At 39.9% G+C, this 15,667-nt stretch carries 17 protein-coding genes; 11 read left to right on the forward strand and 6 right to left on the reverse strand.

The features are described from left to right. Nucleotides 1-73: 73 nt before the first annotated feature. Together ACE1CI_RS22230 and ACE1CI_RS22235 are read left to right on the forward strand one after the other, a co-directional pair. The gene (locus tag ACE1CI_RS22230) at nt 74-1,801 is read left to right on the forward strand and encodes a sensor histidine kinase (protein ID WP_413263639.1); all 1,728 of its coding nucleotides are present in this window, start codon (nt 74-76) and stop codon (nt 1,799-1,801) included. A gap of 333 nt (nt 1,802-2,134) precedes the next feature. Continuing rightward, the gene (locus ACE1CI_RS22235) at nt 2,135-2,275 is read left to right on the forward strand and encodes a hypothetical protein (protein WP_413263638.1); all 141 of its coding nucleotides are present in this window, start codon (nt 2,135-2,137) and stop codon (nt 2,273-2,275) included. Between the two features lie 122 nt (nt 2,276-2,397). Here ACE1CI_RS22235 and ACE1CI_RS22240 read toward each other — a convergent pair whose 3' ends face one another. Next, nucleotides 2,398-2,784 (reverse strand): rhodanese-like domain-containing protein, encoded by a 387-nt coding sequence (locus ACE1CI_RS22240; protein WP_413263637.1) that lies wholly within the window; start codon nt 2,782-2,784, stop codon nt 2,398-2,400. Nucleotides 2,785-3,024: 240 nt separating this feature from the next. Continuing rightward, nucleotides 3,025-3,600, reverse strand: coding sequence for a rhodanese-like domain-containing protein (locus ACE1CI_RS22245; protein WP_496615706.1), 576 nt, complete (start codon nt 3,598-3,600; stop codon nt 3,025-3,027). A gap of 310 nt (nt 3,601-3,910) precedes the next feature. Here ACE1CI_RS22245 and mutL point away from each other — a divergent pair, with 310 nt between their 5' ends. The 3 genes from mutL (at nt 3,911) to ACE1CI_RS22260 (ending at nt 7,331) form a co-directional block, all read left to right on the forward strand. Continuing rightward, nucleotides 3,911-5,617, forward strand: coding sequence for a DNA mismatch repair endonuclease MutL (mutL, locus tag ACE1CI_RS22250; protein WP_413263635.1), 1,707 nt, complete (start codon nt 3,911-3,913; stop codon nt 5,615-5,617). A gap of 74 nt (nt 5,618-5,691) precedes the next feature. Then, nucleotides 5,692-6,762 (forward strand): pentapeptide repeat-containing protein, encoded by a 1,071-nt coding sequence (locus ACE1CI_RS22255; protein ID WP_413263634.1) that lies wholly within the window; start codon nt 5,692-5,694, stop codon nt 6,760-6,762. Between the two features lie 155 nt (nt 6,763-6,917). Then, nucleotides 6,918-7,331 (forward strand): hypothetical protein, encoded by a 414-nt coding sequence (locus tag ACE1CI_RS22260; RefSeq protein ID WP_413263633.1) that lies wholly within the window; start codon nt 6,918-6,920, stop codon nt 7,329-7,331. A gap of 152 nt (nt 7,332-7,483) precedes the next feature. Here the strand turns inward: ACE1CI_RS22260 and ACE1CI_RS22265 are convergent, their stop codons facing one another. Continuing rightward, nucleotides 7,484-7,900 carry a hypothetical protein gene (locus ACE1CI_RS22265; protein ID WP_413263632.1) on the reverse strand — a complete coding sequence of 139 codons (417 nt, stop codon included), beginning with the start codon at nt 7,898-7,900 and terminating at the stop codon, nt 7,484-7,486. A gap of 356 nt (nt 7,901-8,256) precedes the next feature. Then, nucleotides 8,257-8,388, reverse strand: coding sequence for a photosystem II reaction center protein PsbN (gene psbN / locus ACE1CI_RS22270; protein ID WP_193983017.1), 132 nt, complete (start codon nt 8,386-8,388; stop codon nt 8,257-8,259). Between the two features lie 147 nt (nt 8,389-8,535). Between psbN and psbH the strand changes: the two genes are divergently transcribed. From psbH to pth, 3 genes are all read left to right on the forward strand, one after another. Continuing rightward, on the forward strand, nt 8,536-8,739 hold the full coding sequence (gene psbH / locus ACE1CI_RS22275) for a photosystem II reaction center phosphoprotein PsbH (protein ID WP_413263631.1): 204 nt from the start codon (nt 8,536-8,538) through the stop codon (nt 8,737-8,739). A 125-nt stretch (nt 8,740-8,864) separates the two neighbouring features. Beyond that, complete coding sequence (locus ACE1CI_RS22280) at nt 8,865-9,122, forward strand: TatA/E family twin arginine-targeting protein translocase (protein ID WP_413263630.1); 258 nt, start codon at nt 8,865-8,867, stop codon at nt 9,120-9,122. Between the two features lie 14 nt (nt 9,123-9,136). Next, complete coding sequence (gene pth / locus ACE1CI_RS22285; RefSeq protein ID WP_413263629.1) at nt 9,137-9,778, forward strand: aminoacyl-tRNA hydrolase; 642 nt, start codon at nt 9,137-9,139, stop codon at nt 9,776-9,778. Nucleotides 9,779-9,963: 185 nt separating this feature from the next. Here the strand turns inward: pth and rpsU are convergent, their stop codons facing one another. Beyond that, entirely contained in the window at nt 9,964-10,143 is a 180-nt protein-coding gene (rpsU, locus tag ACE1CI_RS22290) for a 30S ribosomal protein S21 (protein WP_073592868.1), read from the reverse strand. A 275-nt stretch (nt 10,144-10,418) separates the two neighbouring features. Beyond that, the gene (locus ACE1CI_RS22295; RefSeq protein ID WP_413263628.1) at nt 10,419-11,708 is read right to left on the reverse strand and encodes a Sll1247 family protein; all 1,290 of its coding nucleotides are present in this window, start codon (nt 11,706-11,708) and stop codon (nt 10,419-10,421) included. A gap of 616 nt (nt 11,709-12,324) precedes the next feature. Between ACE1CI_RS22295 and ACE1CI_RS22300 the strand changes: the two genes are divergently transcribed. The 3 genes from ACE1CI_RS22300 to ACE1CI_RS22310 all read left to right on the forward strand — a co-directional run bounded on the left by ACE1CI_RS22300 (nt 12,325) and on the right by ACE1CI_RS22310 (nt 15,505). Continuing rightward, on the forward strand, nt 12,325-13,686 hold the full coding sequence (locus tag ACE1CI_RS22300; RefSeq protein WP_413263627.1) for a UDP-N-acetylmuramoyl-tripeptide--D-alanyl-D-alanine ligase: 1,362 nt from the start codon (nt 12,325-12,327) through the stop codon (nt 13,684-13,686). A gap of 71 nt (nt 13,687-13,757) precedes the next feature. Then, a complete protein-coding gene (locus ACE1CI_RS22305) occupies nt 13,758-14,318 on the forward strand; it encodes a GNAT family N-acetyltransferase (protein WP_413263626.1) in 561 nt (186 codons plus the stop codon). Further along, nucleotides 14,318-15,505, forward strand: a complete 1,188-nt coding sequence (locus ACE1CI_RS22310; RefSeq protein ID WP_459564034.1) for an anion transporter — start codon at nt 14,318-14,320, stop codon at nt 15,503-15,505. Before ACE1CI_RS22305 ends, ACE1CI_RS22310 begins: the two co-directional genes overlap by 1 nt. The last annotated feature ends 162 nt before the right edge of the window (nt 15,506-15,667 follow it).

Consider the following 15,667-nt stretch of genomic DNA (forward strand, 5'->3'; position numbering starts at 1 on the left):
TTGTGACCAATAATCCAGCAACTTTTTTTCAGGCATTCTACTATCTCATTTAACAAAACATTTAAATTAGATCATGGAAGACATCTTTGATACTCAGCTGGAAGCCGCCATTCAGAAACTAGAGAAACTTTGGCAAAAAACTGAACAGCTTCCCAGTAAAAGCAAACAAGCTTGGCAGCTATTTACCGAAGAAACAAGTTCCGAAGCTGAACAGTTATTACTGAAGGAAAGTTTGCATGAACTCGGTAATACCTTACAAGAATTGCAGTGTGCATTAGAGGAAATGCACATCAAAAATGACGAATTAGCTATTAAGCAATTGTTGTTGGAAGGGGAACGGCAGCGATATCAAGAGTTGTTTGATTTTACCCCTCATGCTTACTTGGTGACAGATGTTGCTGGAGTGATTACGGAAGCTAATCAAGCGGCAGAAAGGTTGTTGGGGGTGAGGTGCGAGCGATTAATTGGTAAACCCTTAATTGTCTTCCTATCAGAAACAGAACGGCGCAAGTTTCACAATTATTTAATTGAGGTAAAAAGAAGCAAAACAACTCAAGAAAGGGAAATAGAAATTAAACCCAGACATAAACAACCATTACCCGCTAATTGTATTGCTGTACCCATACTAAACTCTTACGGATATGTAATTGGATTGCGTTGGCAACTTCAAGATATTTCCCAACGCAAGCAAGCCGAAAAAATCGAAAAAGAGTGGCGAATGCTCGATCGAATACTCAGCGCATCGCCAGCTAAAATTTGCCTAATTGACGAAACCGGAAAATACCTCTATGCTAGTCCATCTGCCGCCAAAATTTTTAGTTTAGCAGCCACAGAAATAGTTGGGAAAACTAGTCCCGACTTAGGATTTACCCCGGAAATAGTCGAAAAGTTTGACAGACAAATACAAACAGTTGCATCAACAAAAGTCAGTATTATAGATGAATTGACTTTGTATGGAATTAACGGAGTAGCTGATTACGAATATACGATCGGTCCGTTAGAAGATGATTCCCTAATAGAAGGTAATGCAGTCGTAGTTACTTTCAGAGACATTAGTAAACATAAGCAAATAGCGATCGAGATTAACAAAGCACTAGCTAAACAAAAACAGCTTCATGAAATGAAAGCTCGGTTAATCTCCATAGTTTCCCAAGAAATTCGCACACCTTTAGCGAACATTTACGCTTCTGCCGAAATTTTGACAAACTATTCGCAAGACTGGAGCGCAGAAAGAAGAACTAAGCAACTGCAAAACTTACAAGCAAGCGTCAAATATATTAACCAGTTGTTCAACGATCTCATAGTAATCAGTGAAGCAGAAGCGGGAAAATTACAAGTTAGCCGATCGATATTAGATCTAGAACAATTCTGCCAAAAACTGATCGCCCAAGCACCATTTTGTGAAGAGAAAACACCCACAATCAACTTCTCTGCCAAATGCGAATATACTAACGCCTGCATGGATAAAAAATTACTGCGATATATTTTGGCAAATCTCCTCTCTAATGCCATTAACTATTCTCTTGATGGCAGCGAAATTCAATTTGATTTAATGACTGAAGGTAAAGAAGTAATTTTCCGCATCAAAGATTCCGGTATTGGTATTCCCGCAGACGATCGAACTCATATTTTTGATTGGTTTTATCGAGGTAGCAATATTGGTAAAGTAGAAGGCATCGGGCTAGGTTTATCAGTGGTAAAACAGTGTGTAGAATTACACAAAGGTAACATTGAAATAGAAAGTGAAGTAGGAGTAGGAACAACTGTCACTGTAACTTTGCCCATGTATTATGCGCGTTAAACATATCGGTAAGGGTAATTCATGAATTACCTCTACGCAATTCATGAATTACCCCTACGCATATCTTTCTATCTGTAGAAAGAGCCAAAACTCTTTTATCTAGGGACTTAGGATAGATTTACCAAATCAAAATCATTGTTAGATATATAAGTATAGATGAATTAGTCAACTACCGTGAAAACAAGCAAAAAATCGGGGTGCAAGCTACTCGTTAATTATAAGAACATACTTAAACGTCAAGGAGCGAGAGCTATAGCAATGGTTAAATCCACCCCAGTTACTACTTATCATGCAATTCCGATTTATTTGAGGCCATTTAAAAGAAAGACTGAAATGTGGCTGCAATGGAAATATGAAGGAATTCAATACGGTGTTAGAGTAAGCGACATGGGACAATCACTTTATAATGCCAAACAAATGATTGATGCCATGTTGGAATTAGAAGCTAAGAGTTATCAAGCTATGGGGTTTTAACCTCAGCAATTCAAAATTTAAGATTGAAAATTTAAATGCAGCCATTCAAATTAAAAGCCCGGTGTTTACCGGGCTTAAAAGTTTTTAAACTTTTGAGAGAACATCATTGATATTGGGAATTTTTATAGGTAAAAGTTGCTGGGAAATGGGATGCCTTCGATCGGATATCCTACTGCTTTCCATGCAGGTAAACCACCCCTGATTTGCGATACGTTGATATATCCGGCTGCACGTAATTTGGCAGCAGCGATCGCACTTTCCTCATCAGTTTCGCCATATATATAGATGTCGCGGTTGAGTTCTAAGCTGGAGAGGGCGCGTTCTACCAATTGGTTAATCGGCATTGGTATAGCGCCTAAGATGTGGCTGCTGTTGAACTGGTTGCGATCGCGCACATCAATAATTGTTAAAGCTGGTTCTCCCCAGTCCAGACGGGCTTTTAAATCATAAACCAAACACTTCTCCCGTAAGGGTGTGGGGCTGGGAATCAAGTCTAAAATCCGGCTCATAGCGTATTACTTTTTCATTGACAATACCTGCAATGTAACAACATATTTCAGATATTGCAAATTTTTATAGAGAAAGTATTTACATAAGTGTTAATTTATGCGTTTGTATCCAAATTGGCAAAAAAGAAGCGATCGGTTCTCCAATCTTGAATTAAAAGAGGCAAAGCCTCAGTTTTCGTTCCCAGGTTCAACCTGGGAACGAAAACAGAGGCTCTGCCTCAAGCGTGCAAGTGTGAGTAATTACTGTTTTGCAGATTCAGAAATGCGGCTGACTACGTTGTAATCGCCTGCGCTGGGAGGAGTCATAGACTCAACTACACCTTCAGTTGGGCCACCGATCGCTTTCCATGCAGCTAAACCGCCTTGGAGTTCGGAAACGTTGACAAAGCCAGAGTTACGAAGTTCGCTGGCAACCTGAGAAGTTTGCTCGTCGCTGTCAGAGTAAATGTAAATATCACGGTTGAGAGCTAAAGAAGGAGAAGGTTCAATACCTTGTGATAATTGTTCCATTGGCATCGGCATTGCACCCATGATATGACCATTGTTGAAGGTTTCGCGATCGCGCACATCCAAAATAGTCAATGCTGGTTCGCCCCACTCTAAACGATCTTTCAAGTCTTTAGCAGAAGATTGTGCTTTTATTCCCGGAGGAGTAGGAGTAATGTTGGGCAGTTTTTCCTTAGCATTTAAAATTGCTTCAGAAACTTTATCACCGGAGTATTTAATATCATCAGACAGTTTTTCTTTAACGGTTTCTTGCGCGTCGCCCATCTTATCTGTGATATTTTGCAAGTTATTTTCCAGATTATTTTCCATTGTTTATTTCCTCAAGTACATCTGCTAGAAATGTAGCTAGCTGTCGCGCCGAATTAATCTTTCTTCAGGGAGATCGTATAGATACCTACAACTCTCTTTCTTTTGGTAGAGAGGAGTTGATTTTGCTGCGTAACGCTTCTAAATTTTGGCGAATTATGTTGATGTGTTGATGTCGGGATGGTTGGGGATCAAGATGCGATCGGCTATTTCTAAAGCTTGTAAAAAAAGTTGTAAGATAGTTTATTCACTAATGATTATCACTGACTTACTCTACTGTTGAGTTAATTGATTTTCCCTTAAACTTAATTTTATGGCATCTTCCTCTATTCAAAGTTTACCGAAAGAAGTTGTAAATTTAATAGCTGCTGGCGAAGTAATTGATTCTTTAGCCGCAGTTGTTCGAGAATTAGTAGAAAATTCTTTAGATGCAGGTGCAACCAGAATTGTAATTTCTGTTTGGGCAGATCTTTGGCGAATCCGCGTGGCGGATAATGGTTGTGGGATGGATTTAGATAATTTGCGTTTAGCAGCAACCGCCCATAGTACTAGTAAAATTCATGATTATGATGATTTATGGAAGATTACTACTTTAGGTTTTCGCGGGGAAGCGTTACATAGTTTAGCGCAATTATCTGATTTAGAAATTGCTAGTCGAGCGATCGACAATTCTGAAGGATGGCGTATTTTATATGATAACTTGGGAGAACCTGTAATCGAAGAAGCGATCGCCATTGCACCTGGAACGATAGTCACTGTTTCTAATTTATTCGGTAATTGGCCTGTGCGTCGTCAAGGTTTACCAACTCCCGCCCAACAAATGCGATCGCTACAAGTCATAATTCACCAAATTGCTATCTGTCATCCCCACATTACTTGGCAAGTTGAACAAAGCGATCGCCCTTGGTTTACTATTAGTCCCGGAACCACTGCTCAAGACATTTTACCCCAAATTATCCGCGATTTAAAATTAGGAGATTTGCAACATTTAAAAGTAGAGTTACTAGCAGAATTGGAAAATCATGAACCGCAAAAAATTAGCAACACTGAATATTTAGAGTTAGTTTTAGGTTTACCAGATAGATGCCATCGCCGTCGTCCTGATTGGGTGAAAGTGGCAACTAATGGCAGAATTATTAAATCCTCAGAATTAGAACAAACTATTTTCACAGCTTTTGCTAGGACTTTACCACGCGATCGCTTTCCCGTCTGTTTCTTACACTTAAAAATATCTCCCGATCAAATAGATTGGAATCGTCACCCAGCAAAAGCAGAAATTTATCTGCATAGTGTTAGTTATTTACAGAAACAGATATTGAGTGCGATCGAACAAGCATTAAATCTTAATCCTAACAATATCTCAGAAACCGCTCATAACCAAAGAGTCGGAAAATTACTCACTGTTGCTGAAGAAAAAGCTAGTTATAAGATCGATCGGACTATTCAACCCGAAACAGCAAAAAAAGACCAAATAAATTTAATGGAACTTCGGGCAGTTGCCCAAGTCAATAACACCTACATAGTAGCAGAACACCCAGCCGGATTATGGTTAATAGAACAACATATTGCCCACGAACGAGTATTATACGAACAAATCTGCGAACATTGGCAAATCGTCCCCTTAGAACCTCCCATAATTCTCAATCAACTTTCCCCGCAACAATTGGAACAACTACAACGCATTGGTTTAGAAATTGAGATTTTTGGTGAACAAATTTGGGCAATTCGTAGCGCCCCAACTTTACTTTCCCAAAGAGAGGATTGTGCAGACGCTTTAAGAGAATTAAGCTTAGGAGGAGACTTACAAACAGCGCAAGTTGCTGTTGCTTGTCGCAGCGCCATACGCAACGGTACAACCCTAACTTTACCAGAAATGCAAACATTAATAGAACAATGGCAGCGCACCCGCAATCCCCGCACCTGTCCACATGGTCGTCCGATTTTTTTATCCTTAGAAGAATCAGCTTTAGCAAGATTTTTCCGCCGACATTGGGTAATTGGCAAAAGTCATGGTATTTAATTATTAAGATCCCCGACTTCTTGAAGAAGTCGGGGATCTGAGGGGATCTGAGCAGAAATATCCATTAGGTTCTTATGAAAAAACACATCTGGAGTTTGGTAATTTCTTTAACATCAATCTTTTTAGCAACTTCCGCACAAGCTGCTAACCCACTTCATGTTAAACAACTATTAGCAACTAACAATTGTCCTAATTGCGACTTAAGTAAAATCGACTTGCGGGGAGGGAATTTTCAGGGTGCAGATTTGAGTAATGCTAACTTATCAGGTGCCATGTTAGAAGGAGCTAATTTAAAAAATGCTAACCTCCAAGACGCGCAATTGCAAAATACAGTTTTCCGAAGTGCCAATTTAGAATCAGCTAATTTTAAAAATGCCAAAATGCGCGGAGTCATGATGCGAGACGCTAAATTGAGAGGTGCGAATTTTCGGGGTGCGAGAATGCGAGATGCCAAACTTAGAGGAACTGATTTGAGAAATACTAACCTAATGAATACCTTTTTAAAAGATGCAGTGTTGCGGGAAGCTGATTTAACTAATGCTAATTTAGGAGCCGCTGATTTGTCAGGTGCTAAACTTAATGATGCTGACTTAGAAGCTACTAAATTGGAAAGTGCTAACTTAACTAATGCTGATTTCAGTGCAGCTTATTTAGGCGATGCTACTTTGAAAGATGCTAATTTATCCAATGCCAATTTTAAAGGAACAAATCTAGTAACAGCAACTTTGGTTGGAGCTAAACTGCTACAGACTAATATGAGCAACGCTAATTTACAAGGGGCAAATTTAAGCCAAGCAGATTTAAGTAGGGCTAATTTCACTAATGCAGATTTGAGTAAAACTTTAATGAATATGGCTAATTTAACCGGAACTAATTTGACAGGAGCTAAATTAATTAATGCCTATGTTTATAATGCAAATTTGACTGGTGCTAATTTAAGTAAGTCTGATTTAACTAGTGCAAATTTAGAAGGTGCTAATCTGAAAAACGCGAATCTTCAGAATGCTAATTTAACTTTGGCTATTTTACGATGGGCAAATTTATCTCAAACAAATTTGTTTGGGGCAATTCTCAATGATGCCGATTTACGAGATACTAATCTCAATGATGCTAGAATGGTTTCAGACTTGTTAGGTCACTATTAAGTCGTTAAAAAATAAACTTTATTGCTGCCATTGTCTACTAGTCTAAAGGATGATTCGGAAGCGATCGCAACTTCTCACCCTAGACAGTTACCCCTCAAATAAACCATCAATTAATCTGGAATCATCAGAGGTTTAATTTTGAGGAAGGTTAGATTATGAACGAGCAAGATAAAACACCGCATTTCACTGCTGATACATCCGATCGCGTCCAAGCAGATAACTACGATCCCCATATAATTCCCGCAGAAACCGCAGCGCGGAAAGAAAGAGAAGGCGATACTTTCAAAACTACGCCTAGCAAAGGACGGGAAGCTGAAGCTGGAACTAATGACCAAACAGATTCTGGTAGCCTTAATACTACCGAGGGATATACCGTTGATAAAGAAGGTTTGATCAATAACTTTGCGATCGAACCAGAAATGTACATCAACGAACCCGGAGATTTAAGAGAACAAGAAGCAGAATTAACCGCAGAACGCGCTGAAGAAATCCAGGATTTAAGTGAAGACGAACAAGGTAAACTAACGATGGAAAACGATCTGCGCCATCGGGGACAAGGTATAATCTAAAATTTTTCCCACCGAAAAACAGAAAAGGCGTTGCCATTACTTTCTAAGATGCAACGCCTTTTTTATTTGATGATAAGTTCACTTGTCGATACAAGTTACTTTTAGCTTGAATTGATAGTTATAGTTCTGCTTCCCAAGCTACATTCAACTACTTAATAGCCATAGCCGCAAGAAGGGCGGTAGTAGTGAGGATGGTAGTGTTTGACTTTGTAGCAAACTATTTTGTAATGAAAAGGACGATGGCAGTAGTGTTTGTAATGTTTCTTGTAGAAGTACACAACCTTCTTGAACACAATCTTCTTGAACACTACCTTCTTGTACAGGCTGTAGTGGGGACGATAGTAACCACCACAACCACCATAGCAACCACCAGCTTGAGCAGCGCCGGGGTTAGCCATAACGCTAAAAGCAACAGAGAGAGGCAGAAGTCCCAACAGAGCTAAGCTGGAGAGTCTTTTAACGCTGACGACACCATCAAATAAATAGGCATCATCTTCTCCGAAAACTGGCTCAACAGGAGCAATCTCCTCACAAGTGGAAGCACAATGTAAGTATGCAAGCGTTTCCATGAATATCTGTCTCCTTGTTTGTGGCTAATTTCTGAAGGGCTAATTCAGAATTTTTCAGCCGTAACGAAAGCATTCTATCCTAAACTTCTGATTTGCACTAGATCTTTATCTGTAATATTGATTCTTCGTAATAAAACTTTATTATTCAATCATTCTGGGAAAATAAACTTAATTAAACACTCATAATTTTGAGTTTATTTACAATAAGTTTTAAATCACTATTGAGCCATACAACTACTTATTAATAAAAAACGGAAAATACTTTGTCACTTTCTTAACACTGCTAATAAGTATTAGTTTTTCAGGTGTTGAAGTTTTGAGGGTTTAGCCTCAGCTAAGGTTAAACCCTGTGGGGTTTAGTCTTCGTGATCTTCAAAGGGATCGCTCAGTTGCTTTGCCGGAGGCCCGAAAGCTGTATAAATAGACAAAGCAGTAATGGCAATAATCACCACACCGATGGAAATGCTAAGAACTGTTGCGGGTTCCATATCTAAGATAAATTTATGAGTACGATTCCTCTATAATATTACAGAACGTTACGAAAGCGCCAAATTAGCTCATAGTCTAGGCAGTGGGCTAAACTTGTCGTTTTTCTTGCCACAGTATAAGTATTTTAGATTCATACTAGGTGACACATGGCACAAAGAACTTGGTTGGGAGATGTACTTAGACCCTTAAACTCGGAGTATGGTAAAGTTGCTCCCGGTTGGGGAACGACTCCAGTAATGGGAGTTTTCATGGTACTGTTTTTGGTTTTTCTGTTGATTATTCTGCAAATTTACAACTCATCGCTGATTCTAGAAAGCTTCAAGGTAGATTGGAGAAGCCTTGGTAGATAATTTCTGGCTATTCAAGGTGATGAGATAAATTTTCAGCTTTCCCGGCTTGACCGGGTTTTTTTGTTCTACCGGGAACAAAACTGAAGTGCTATAAATTATTTGAGGCTCTTAGAGAGGGTAAAGGTTTGAACATATTTGGGATTGGACTGCCGGAAATGGCAGTGATTCTGGTAGTGGCGTTATTAGTTTTTGGCCCGAAAAAGTTACCAGAAATTGGTCGCAGCTTCGGTAAAGCGATTCGCGGTTTCCAAGATGCTTCCAAGGAATTTGAAAGTGAGTTTCAACGAGAAGCTCAACAGTTAGAAGCTTCGATGAAGTCAGCAACACCAGCTAAGTCTGAGGAAGTGGCTAAGGCTAACTCGGAAACCAGCCAAAAAAGTTAAGGTATTTTACAATTATGAGTTCGGCAGCCGATTCACCTGCGTTAGTGATTCCACAATTAATTGTTGGGTTGGGAAATCCGGGTACGAAGTATGAGCAAACGCGGCATAACATTGGCTTTATGGCGGTGGATGCCCTGGCGCGGCGTTGGCAAATTACTTTATCGGAAAATCGCAAGTTTCAAGGGTTGTTTGGTGAAGGTTTGGCTGTCTCAACCGGAAAAATCCGGTTACTTAAGCCACTAACTTACATGAATCTTTCTGGGCAGTCAATTCGGGCTCTGACGGATTGGTACAAACTGTCTCCAGATTCAGTGTTGGTGATTTATGATGATATGGATTTACCTTTGGGGAAAATTAGGCTGCGGTTGTCTGGTTCGGCTGGTGGTCATAATGGGATGAAATCGACGATCGCACACCTAAACACAGATAAGTTTCCCCGGTTGCGCGTCGGTATCGGTAAACCACCAACTCCCACAGAAGACAAAGACCCGATTTCCCACGTTTTAGGCCGTTTTTCTAGTAACGAAACTGGGCTAATGTCGGAAGTTATTCAACTAGTTGTAGATGCAGTAGAACTAAGTTTAAAACAGGGCGTGGAAAAAGCAATGAGTCTCTACAATAACCGCCAAGTTGTAGCAGAAACTTCCCGTTCTTGATGCGGCAGGGGAGCAGGGGAGCAGAGGAGCAGGGGAGCAGAGGAGCAGGGGAGCAGGGGAGCAGGGGAGCAGAGGAGCAGGGGAGCAGGGGAGCAGGGGAGCAGAGGAGCAGAGGAGCAGAGGAGAATTTTTACTTTTTGCCTTCTGCCGTCTGCCGTCTGCCTTGGAGCCTTGGAGCCTTTTAATTAACGCATTCTTCTTTTACGTCTTGCTGCGACTGCTTTGCGTTTGCGTTTTTCTAAGGGGGTTTCAAAATGACGGTGATTTTTCACATCAGCCAAGATCCCGGCGCGAGAAACTTGACGCTTAAATCGACGTAGCGCGGACTCTAATCCTTCATTTTCACCTAAGAGGACTTGGGTCATTTTTTCTTCTCCATGTGTTACGTTTGGTACTATTTAGTGCGATCGGTTTGTTTTTGCCGTAAATTTAATTAGGTTCACCTAGAGAACAAATAAATCAGCAAGGCAATATCTCCTAATGCAAGTCAATTGAGGAACCTAGTTTCGGAGATCTGCCCGCCAAAACAGAAGCCTATACTCTGCAACAAAGAACAAAGCCTACAACCGAACTTGATTCACGACTAGTACTTTAACATGAAATCCTTAGCTCTGAAGGAGATCGGGGGTTGCAGCCATGCTTATTTCAATCGGCTCAAGTAAGAAAGGTCTACTGCCCCAAAGTGGATGCTCAGGGCAATATTTAAATTTTCTAGGCATTGAATCAGCCACATTACGGCATCGCCAACGCTTGACTCATAGTGATTAAATAAAATGGAAAATCGCTTTTCTAAGTAAGGTTTAACTTTCCGGCAAATTAGCACCAGTTTTAGTAGTAAACCTACTGTTCTGGTAGTACCCAAATTAGCTACCAAATCTATAAATACAAAATGTTGGGGTTGCTTCTGATTGTTAACTACCAAAAAGTTTAATAGGTTGCTACAGGTTCTAATGATTAAAAATTCGCTGACTGGTTGGGCATCGTTGTGGGGCAGGGTATTTTGCAAATAAGTGTATAACTGCTTATTAAATTGGCGGTTCCCATAATTGGGATCGATGGAAGATGTCAAATAAGCATAGAGTTCTTTTTTAAAGTCTTTATATGTACGAGTTTGGCTACTATGAGTGACGAAACTATGAGCTAAGTCACGATAGCTATAAGCTCCTTCGACTTTACCAACATATTGTTTCACAGCAGAAAAAAGTTCGTTATCAGTCAATAAAGTAGGGTTGTTAATTGGACGAATGATTTGTTTGGGATGCTCTTCTGGTCTCTGACGTGCTACTTGAATTTGTCTTACTTGGTGAGTGATGTATTGCGATAATTCTATTTCATAATTTCGTTGGGCTTCACTTCGCATTTTCCCGATCGCTTGCTGGTCTTCATAGGTGCTATCCTCACTGAGTAAGCAATGATCGTATAAGTAGGGGTAGCGATTAATTAACTTGGCTAAGGGTGTGGTTTTTATTTCACTTTTTTGCGCTACTGTTTTAGTGACTGCTTGCGATAACCGTTGCAGAGTGGTGTATTGTTCCGTCTGGCGGAAGTTTTTAATTAGTTCCCGCAAGCGTCTGACTGATTTGTGACGGAACGATCGGTCAAAATGAGTAGATTGAATTTCAAAGCAGGCTATTAATTGGGGAATTGTCGATCGCTGTTGCGGATGAATTTGCCAACGGTTTATTAAAATATGGCAGCATCGATTCAGCACAAATTTAAATTGCGCCTCAGCGTGTTTTGAGCTAATAATCTCATCCAACGCCTGCATTATTTCGTTCTCAGGATATGTTCCACCTTCTATGAACAAAAGTTTAAAGCGTTCAATCAGGCGGTTTGGCGGTTCGACTTGTACTAATTTTAGCCAGTGTTGATACAGTTTTTGTTCTGCCAAAGAGGACTGGCGTGTGTATGGTTCGTTCCAAGTAGTCACTTTTTTTCCCTTTCTCTTACCAGGGCGCATATAATTCTGGCAACAACAGTTTTTGTATCCTGATTACTAACTTTTCGTGAATTGTCAATCTATCCTGATGAGGATTTTAAGGAAACCTTGGAGAAAATGATGACTTGTTAATCGTCATTTCCTGTTTTCTTTCGTTGAATTTATTTGCCTGATTCTTTCTAAGTGCCCAATCTTAGCACACTCAGTCAAGTAGATGCTTGCTGTCATTGCTTTGAATGTTTAGCTTGCCATGTTTTTTTTCCATGTTTGTCTCGATCCTAACCAGACTATCTAAAGAGTCCCAGTGACTTACATCACTTTAACTCAGTCTGGTTGTTCTGTACTGTTTCATAAATTTTTACTGAGAAACTAATTGATGAATTCATCACCTTTAAAAGGTTTCCAAGTAAAGCAGAGTTTGTCAAGGGGTTATCACCCCTTGTATTTTTTACGACTATAAAAGTAATTTCACTACTAAGATGCCATATCTAATTGTCTACTACATAGTATTTTGATAAAGACATTAAAAAAAAAGCTGGATTTTATTTAAAGATTCTGTTAACTTACGGGCTGTGATTCAAGTTTCACTGAGGTTTGATTTTTGACCATGCCCTTTTCAATTAGTATATCTCAATTGTCTGAGGTTTTAGTAGCTACACCAAAAGGTTTGGCTAAGTCAGCAAATAATTACTTAATAACAGGTGTTTCTACGGATACTCGTAGTATTCGGTGTGGGGATCTGTTTGTCGCTTTGCAAGGCAGCAACTTTGATGGACACGAATTTGTGCAAACTGCCGTAGCAAAGGGTGCTGTGGCGGTGGTGACGGGGAAAGATCTTGGTAGTCAGGTGGGAGAGGAGATACCGCAGTTTGTTGTTAAAGATACTCTACAAGCTTATCAGGCGATCGCGCAATGGTGGCGCAATCAGCTGACAATTCCGGTAATCGGTGTTACAGGTTCTTTCGGTAAAACTACTACTAAGGAATTGATTGGGGCAGTATTGGCAACTCAGGGAAAGGTGCTGAAAACTCAGGCAAATTACAATAACGAAATAGGCGTACCAAAAACTTTGTTAGAACTGAATTTAGAACATGATTTTGCGGTGATTGAAATGGCAATGCGGGGGCGAGGAGAAATAGCTCTATTGTCAAAAATAGTACAACCTAATATTGGTGTAATTACTAATGTGGGAACGGCGCATATTGGCAGGTTGGGATCGGTTGAAGCGATCGCTCAAGCTAAATGCGAATTATTGGTAGAAATGCCTAAAGATAGTGTGGCGATTTTGAATGCAGATAATCATTTATTAATGGCAACGGCGGAAAGATTGTGGCAGGGAAAAACGGTAACTTACGGTTTGGAAAATGGGGATTTGCAAGGTCAGTTAGTTGACGGGCAAACTATGATGGTGGAGGGAATAAAGTTACCTTTACCTTTACCTGGTCGTCATAATGCTCAAAATTATTTAGCTGCTTTGGCGGTGGCGAAGGTTTTGGGAATTGATTTGACTCAATTTAGTCAGGGTTTGACGGTACAATTACCAGAAGGTAGGGCGAAACGTTATGATTTACCTAATGATTTGGTGATTTTAGATGAGACTTATAATGCAGGTTTAGAATCAATGGTCGCGGCGTTGCATTTGTTAGCTCAAACACCAGGAAAAAGGCATATTGCTGTTTTGGGAACGATGAAGGAATTGGGAGTGCGATCGGCACAATTACATTTTCAAGTTGGCGAGACAGTCAAGCAATTAAATTTAGATCGTTTGTTGATTTTGGTGGACGATCCAGAAACACAGGAAATCGCTAATGGTGCTGCGGGTATTCCTTGTGAATGTTTTACTAATCATCAAGCAATTTTGGATCGATTAAAGAAATTGGTGCAACCGGGCGATCGGATTTTATTTAAAGCTTCTCATTCGGTAGCATTAGACAAAGTTGTAAATCAGTTTCGGGAATTAGTTAATTAGTCATTGGTCATTGGTCATTGGTCATTGGTCATTAATATAATAGTTCCCAAATGACGAATGACCAATAACAAATGACTAATTGGCGAATTATTGATTTAGTTGCTGACGATCGAGACGCTGTAACACAAACAGCGAGTTTATTATTTGCAGGGTTTAAAACTCATTGGGCGAATGCTTGGCCTAGTTTAACAGATGCTTTGGCAGAGGTAAAGTTATCTTTGGGCGAGGATAGAATTAGTCGAATTGCTATTGATGAACAGCATCAGGTTTTAGGTTGGATTGGCGGGATGAGTCAATATGATGGTAATGTTTGGGAATTGCATCCTTTAGTTGTGCGATCGGACTGGCAAAAACAAGGTATTGGCACAGCGTTAGTTACTGACTTGGAAGCACAAGTAAAACAACGGGGAGGTATTACTCTTTGGGTGGGTACGGATGACGAAGATGGCATGACTTCTCTGGGAAATATTGACCTTTATCCCAATGTATTTGAACATATCGCTAACATTAAAAATTTGCACGCTCATCCCTACGAATTTTACCAAAAAATGGGTTTTGTAATTGTGGGAGTCATGCCAGATGCTAATGGTTGGGGAAAACCAGATATTTACATGGCAAAAAGAGTTAAATGATGTTATTGGTTAAATATATCGTATTAGCCCTAACTTATCTTGGTTTAGGTTTGGGATATTTACCCGCCTTGCGAATGAATCGCGCTACGATTGCGATCGCAGGTTCAGCTTTTATGGTAGCTTTAGGTGTATTAAATCTGCAAGAAGCATGGCAATCGATCGATCCTGGAACAATTGTATTCTTGCTGGGAATGATGGTGGTTAATTCTTGTTTGGGTGCAGCAGGTTTTTTTCAGTTAGCATTGGGATTTTTTACTCGCTTTGCCAACAGTCCTTTGGGGATTTTGGTAGCAATTACCTTTGGCAGTGGGATTTTATCAGCGTTATTTCTCAATGATACAACAGCGATTCTTTTGACTCCTTTAACTCTTAGTTTATGTCGGACTTTATCAATTAATCCTCTTCCTTATCTTTTAGCTTTGGCAGGAGGAACAAATTTAGGTTCGGTAGCGACTTTAAGTGGAAATCCCCAAAATATTCTGATCGGTTCTTTTTCCGGGATTAGTTATTTGGAATTTGCCCGTTCTCTCACACCAGTTGCTTTAATTTGTTTAATTGTCCAAGTGGGTTGGTTATATTGGTTATATCCTGAAGTGCGTTCTTTTAATCCTTTTCCTGCATCTCCCAAAATTCGTTACCGTTTATATAAACCTTTATTGATTAAAAGTTTGGTAGTGACGATCGGACTATTAGCAGCTTTTTTAGCAGGCGCACCTTTAGCAGAATCAGCTTGGATAGCAGCAACTTTTTTATTCATTACTCGGCGGCTGAAACCTCAGCGAATTTTAAAGGCGGTAGATTGGGATTTATTGGTAATGTTTGCGGGATTGTTTATTATTACTAAAGCGACTCAGGAATTAGGAATTTTAGATGATTTGACTGAGTTGGTGAAAGCGCCTCCCAGTTTGTTGGGGGTGACAGTAGTACTTTCTAATTTGATTTCTAATGTTCCCGCAGTTTTAGTTTTACAATCAATGATTCCTCACGGCGATACAAAGGCTTGGTTACTTTTAGCGGCGGGTTCTACTTTGGCAGGGAATTTGACGCTTTTGGGTTCGGTAGCTAATTTGATTGTGGCGGAGTTGGGTGGTAAGCAAGGTTATCGTTTATCTTTTGGGCAACATTTACGCTTTGGTTTGCCTCTGACTTTGGTGACTTTGCTAATTGCTTATTTTTGGATTTATTAGGTTTCAAAGTTGGGATGCGAGTTCTTTTTTTTTACCACAGATATCCACAGATGTAGGCGCAGCCTTCCCGCAGGGTACACAGATAAACACAGATGATTTACTTATATTTCAAAGTTGGGATGCAAGTTTTCTATCTTATATTGATGCTCGACTTTCACCTTT

The sequence above is a fragment of the Floridaenema flaviceps BLCC-F50 genome (assembly GCF_041929275.2).
Taxonomy (GTDB): Bacteria; Cyanobacteriota; Cyanobacteriia; order Cyanobacteriales; family Aerosakkonemataceae; genus Floridanema; species Floridanema flaviceps.

Excerpts from the sequence above, each read along its gene's own strand:
- ACE1CI_RS22230 (WP_413263639.1), top strand. The coding sequence starts at position 74 with ATGGAAGACATCTTTGATACTCAGCTGGAAGCCGCCATTCAGAAACTA.
- ACE1CI_RS22235 (WP_413263638.1), top strand. The coding sequence starts at position 2,135 with ATGTGGCTGCAATGGAAATATGAAGGAATTCAATACGGTGTTAGAGTA.
- ACE1CI_RS22240 (WP_413263637.1), bottom strand. The coding sequence starts at position 2,784 with ATGAGCCGGATTTTAGACTTGATTCCCAGCCCCACACCCTTACGGGAG.
- ACE1CI_RS22245 (WP_496615706.1), bottom strand. The coding sequence starts at position 3,600 with ATGGAAAATAATCTGGAAAATAACTTGCAAAATATCACAGATAAGATG.
- mutL (WP_413263635.1), top strand. The coding sequence starts at position 3,911 with ATGGCATCTTCCTCTATTCAAAGTTTACCGAAAGAAGTTGTAAATTTA.
- ACE1CI_RS22255 (WP_413263634.1), top strand. The coding sequence starts at position 5,692 with ATGAAAAAACACATCTGGAGTTTGGTAATTTCTTTAACATCAATCTTT.
- ACE1CI_RS22260 (WP_413263633.1), top strand. The coding sequence starts at position 6,918 with ATGAACGAGCAAGATAAAACACCGCATTTCACTGCTGATACATCCGAT.
- ACE1CI_RS22265 (WP_413263632.1), bottom strand. The coding sequence starts at position 7,900 with ATGGAAACGCTTGCATACTTACATTGTGCTTCCACTTGTGAGGAGATT.
- psbN (WP_193983017.1), bottom strand. The coding sequence starts at position 8,388 with ATGGAACCCGCAACAGTTCTTAGCATTTCCATCGGTGTGGTGATTATT.
- psbH (WP_413263631.1), top strand. The coding sequence starts at position 8,536 with ATGGCACAAAGAACTTGGTTGGGAGATGTACTTAGACCCTTAAACTCG.
- pth (WP_413263629.1), top strand. The coding sequence starts at position 9,137 with ATGAGTTCGGCAGCCGATTCACCTGCGTTAGTGATTCCACAATTAATT.
- rpsU (WP_073592868.1), bottom strand. The coding sequence starts at position 10,143 with ATGACCCAAGTCCTCTTAGGTGAAAATGAAGGATTAGAGTCCGCGCTA.
- ACE1CI_RS22300 (WP_413263627.1), top strand. The coding sequence starts at position 12,325 with ATGCCCTTTTCAATTAGTATATCTCAATTGTCTGAGGTTTTAGTAGCT.
- ACE1CI_RS22305 (WP_413263626.1), top strand. The coding sequence starts at position 13,758 with ATGACTAATTGGCGAATTATTGATTTAGTTGCTGACGATCGAGACGCT.
- ACE1CI_RS22310 (WP_459564034.1), top strand. The coding sequence starts at position 14,318 with ATGTTATTGGTTAAATATATCGTATTAGCCCTAACTTATCTTGGTTTA.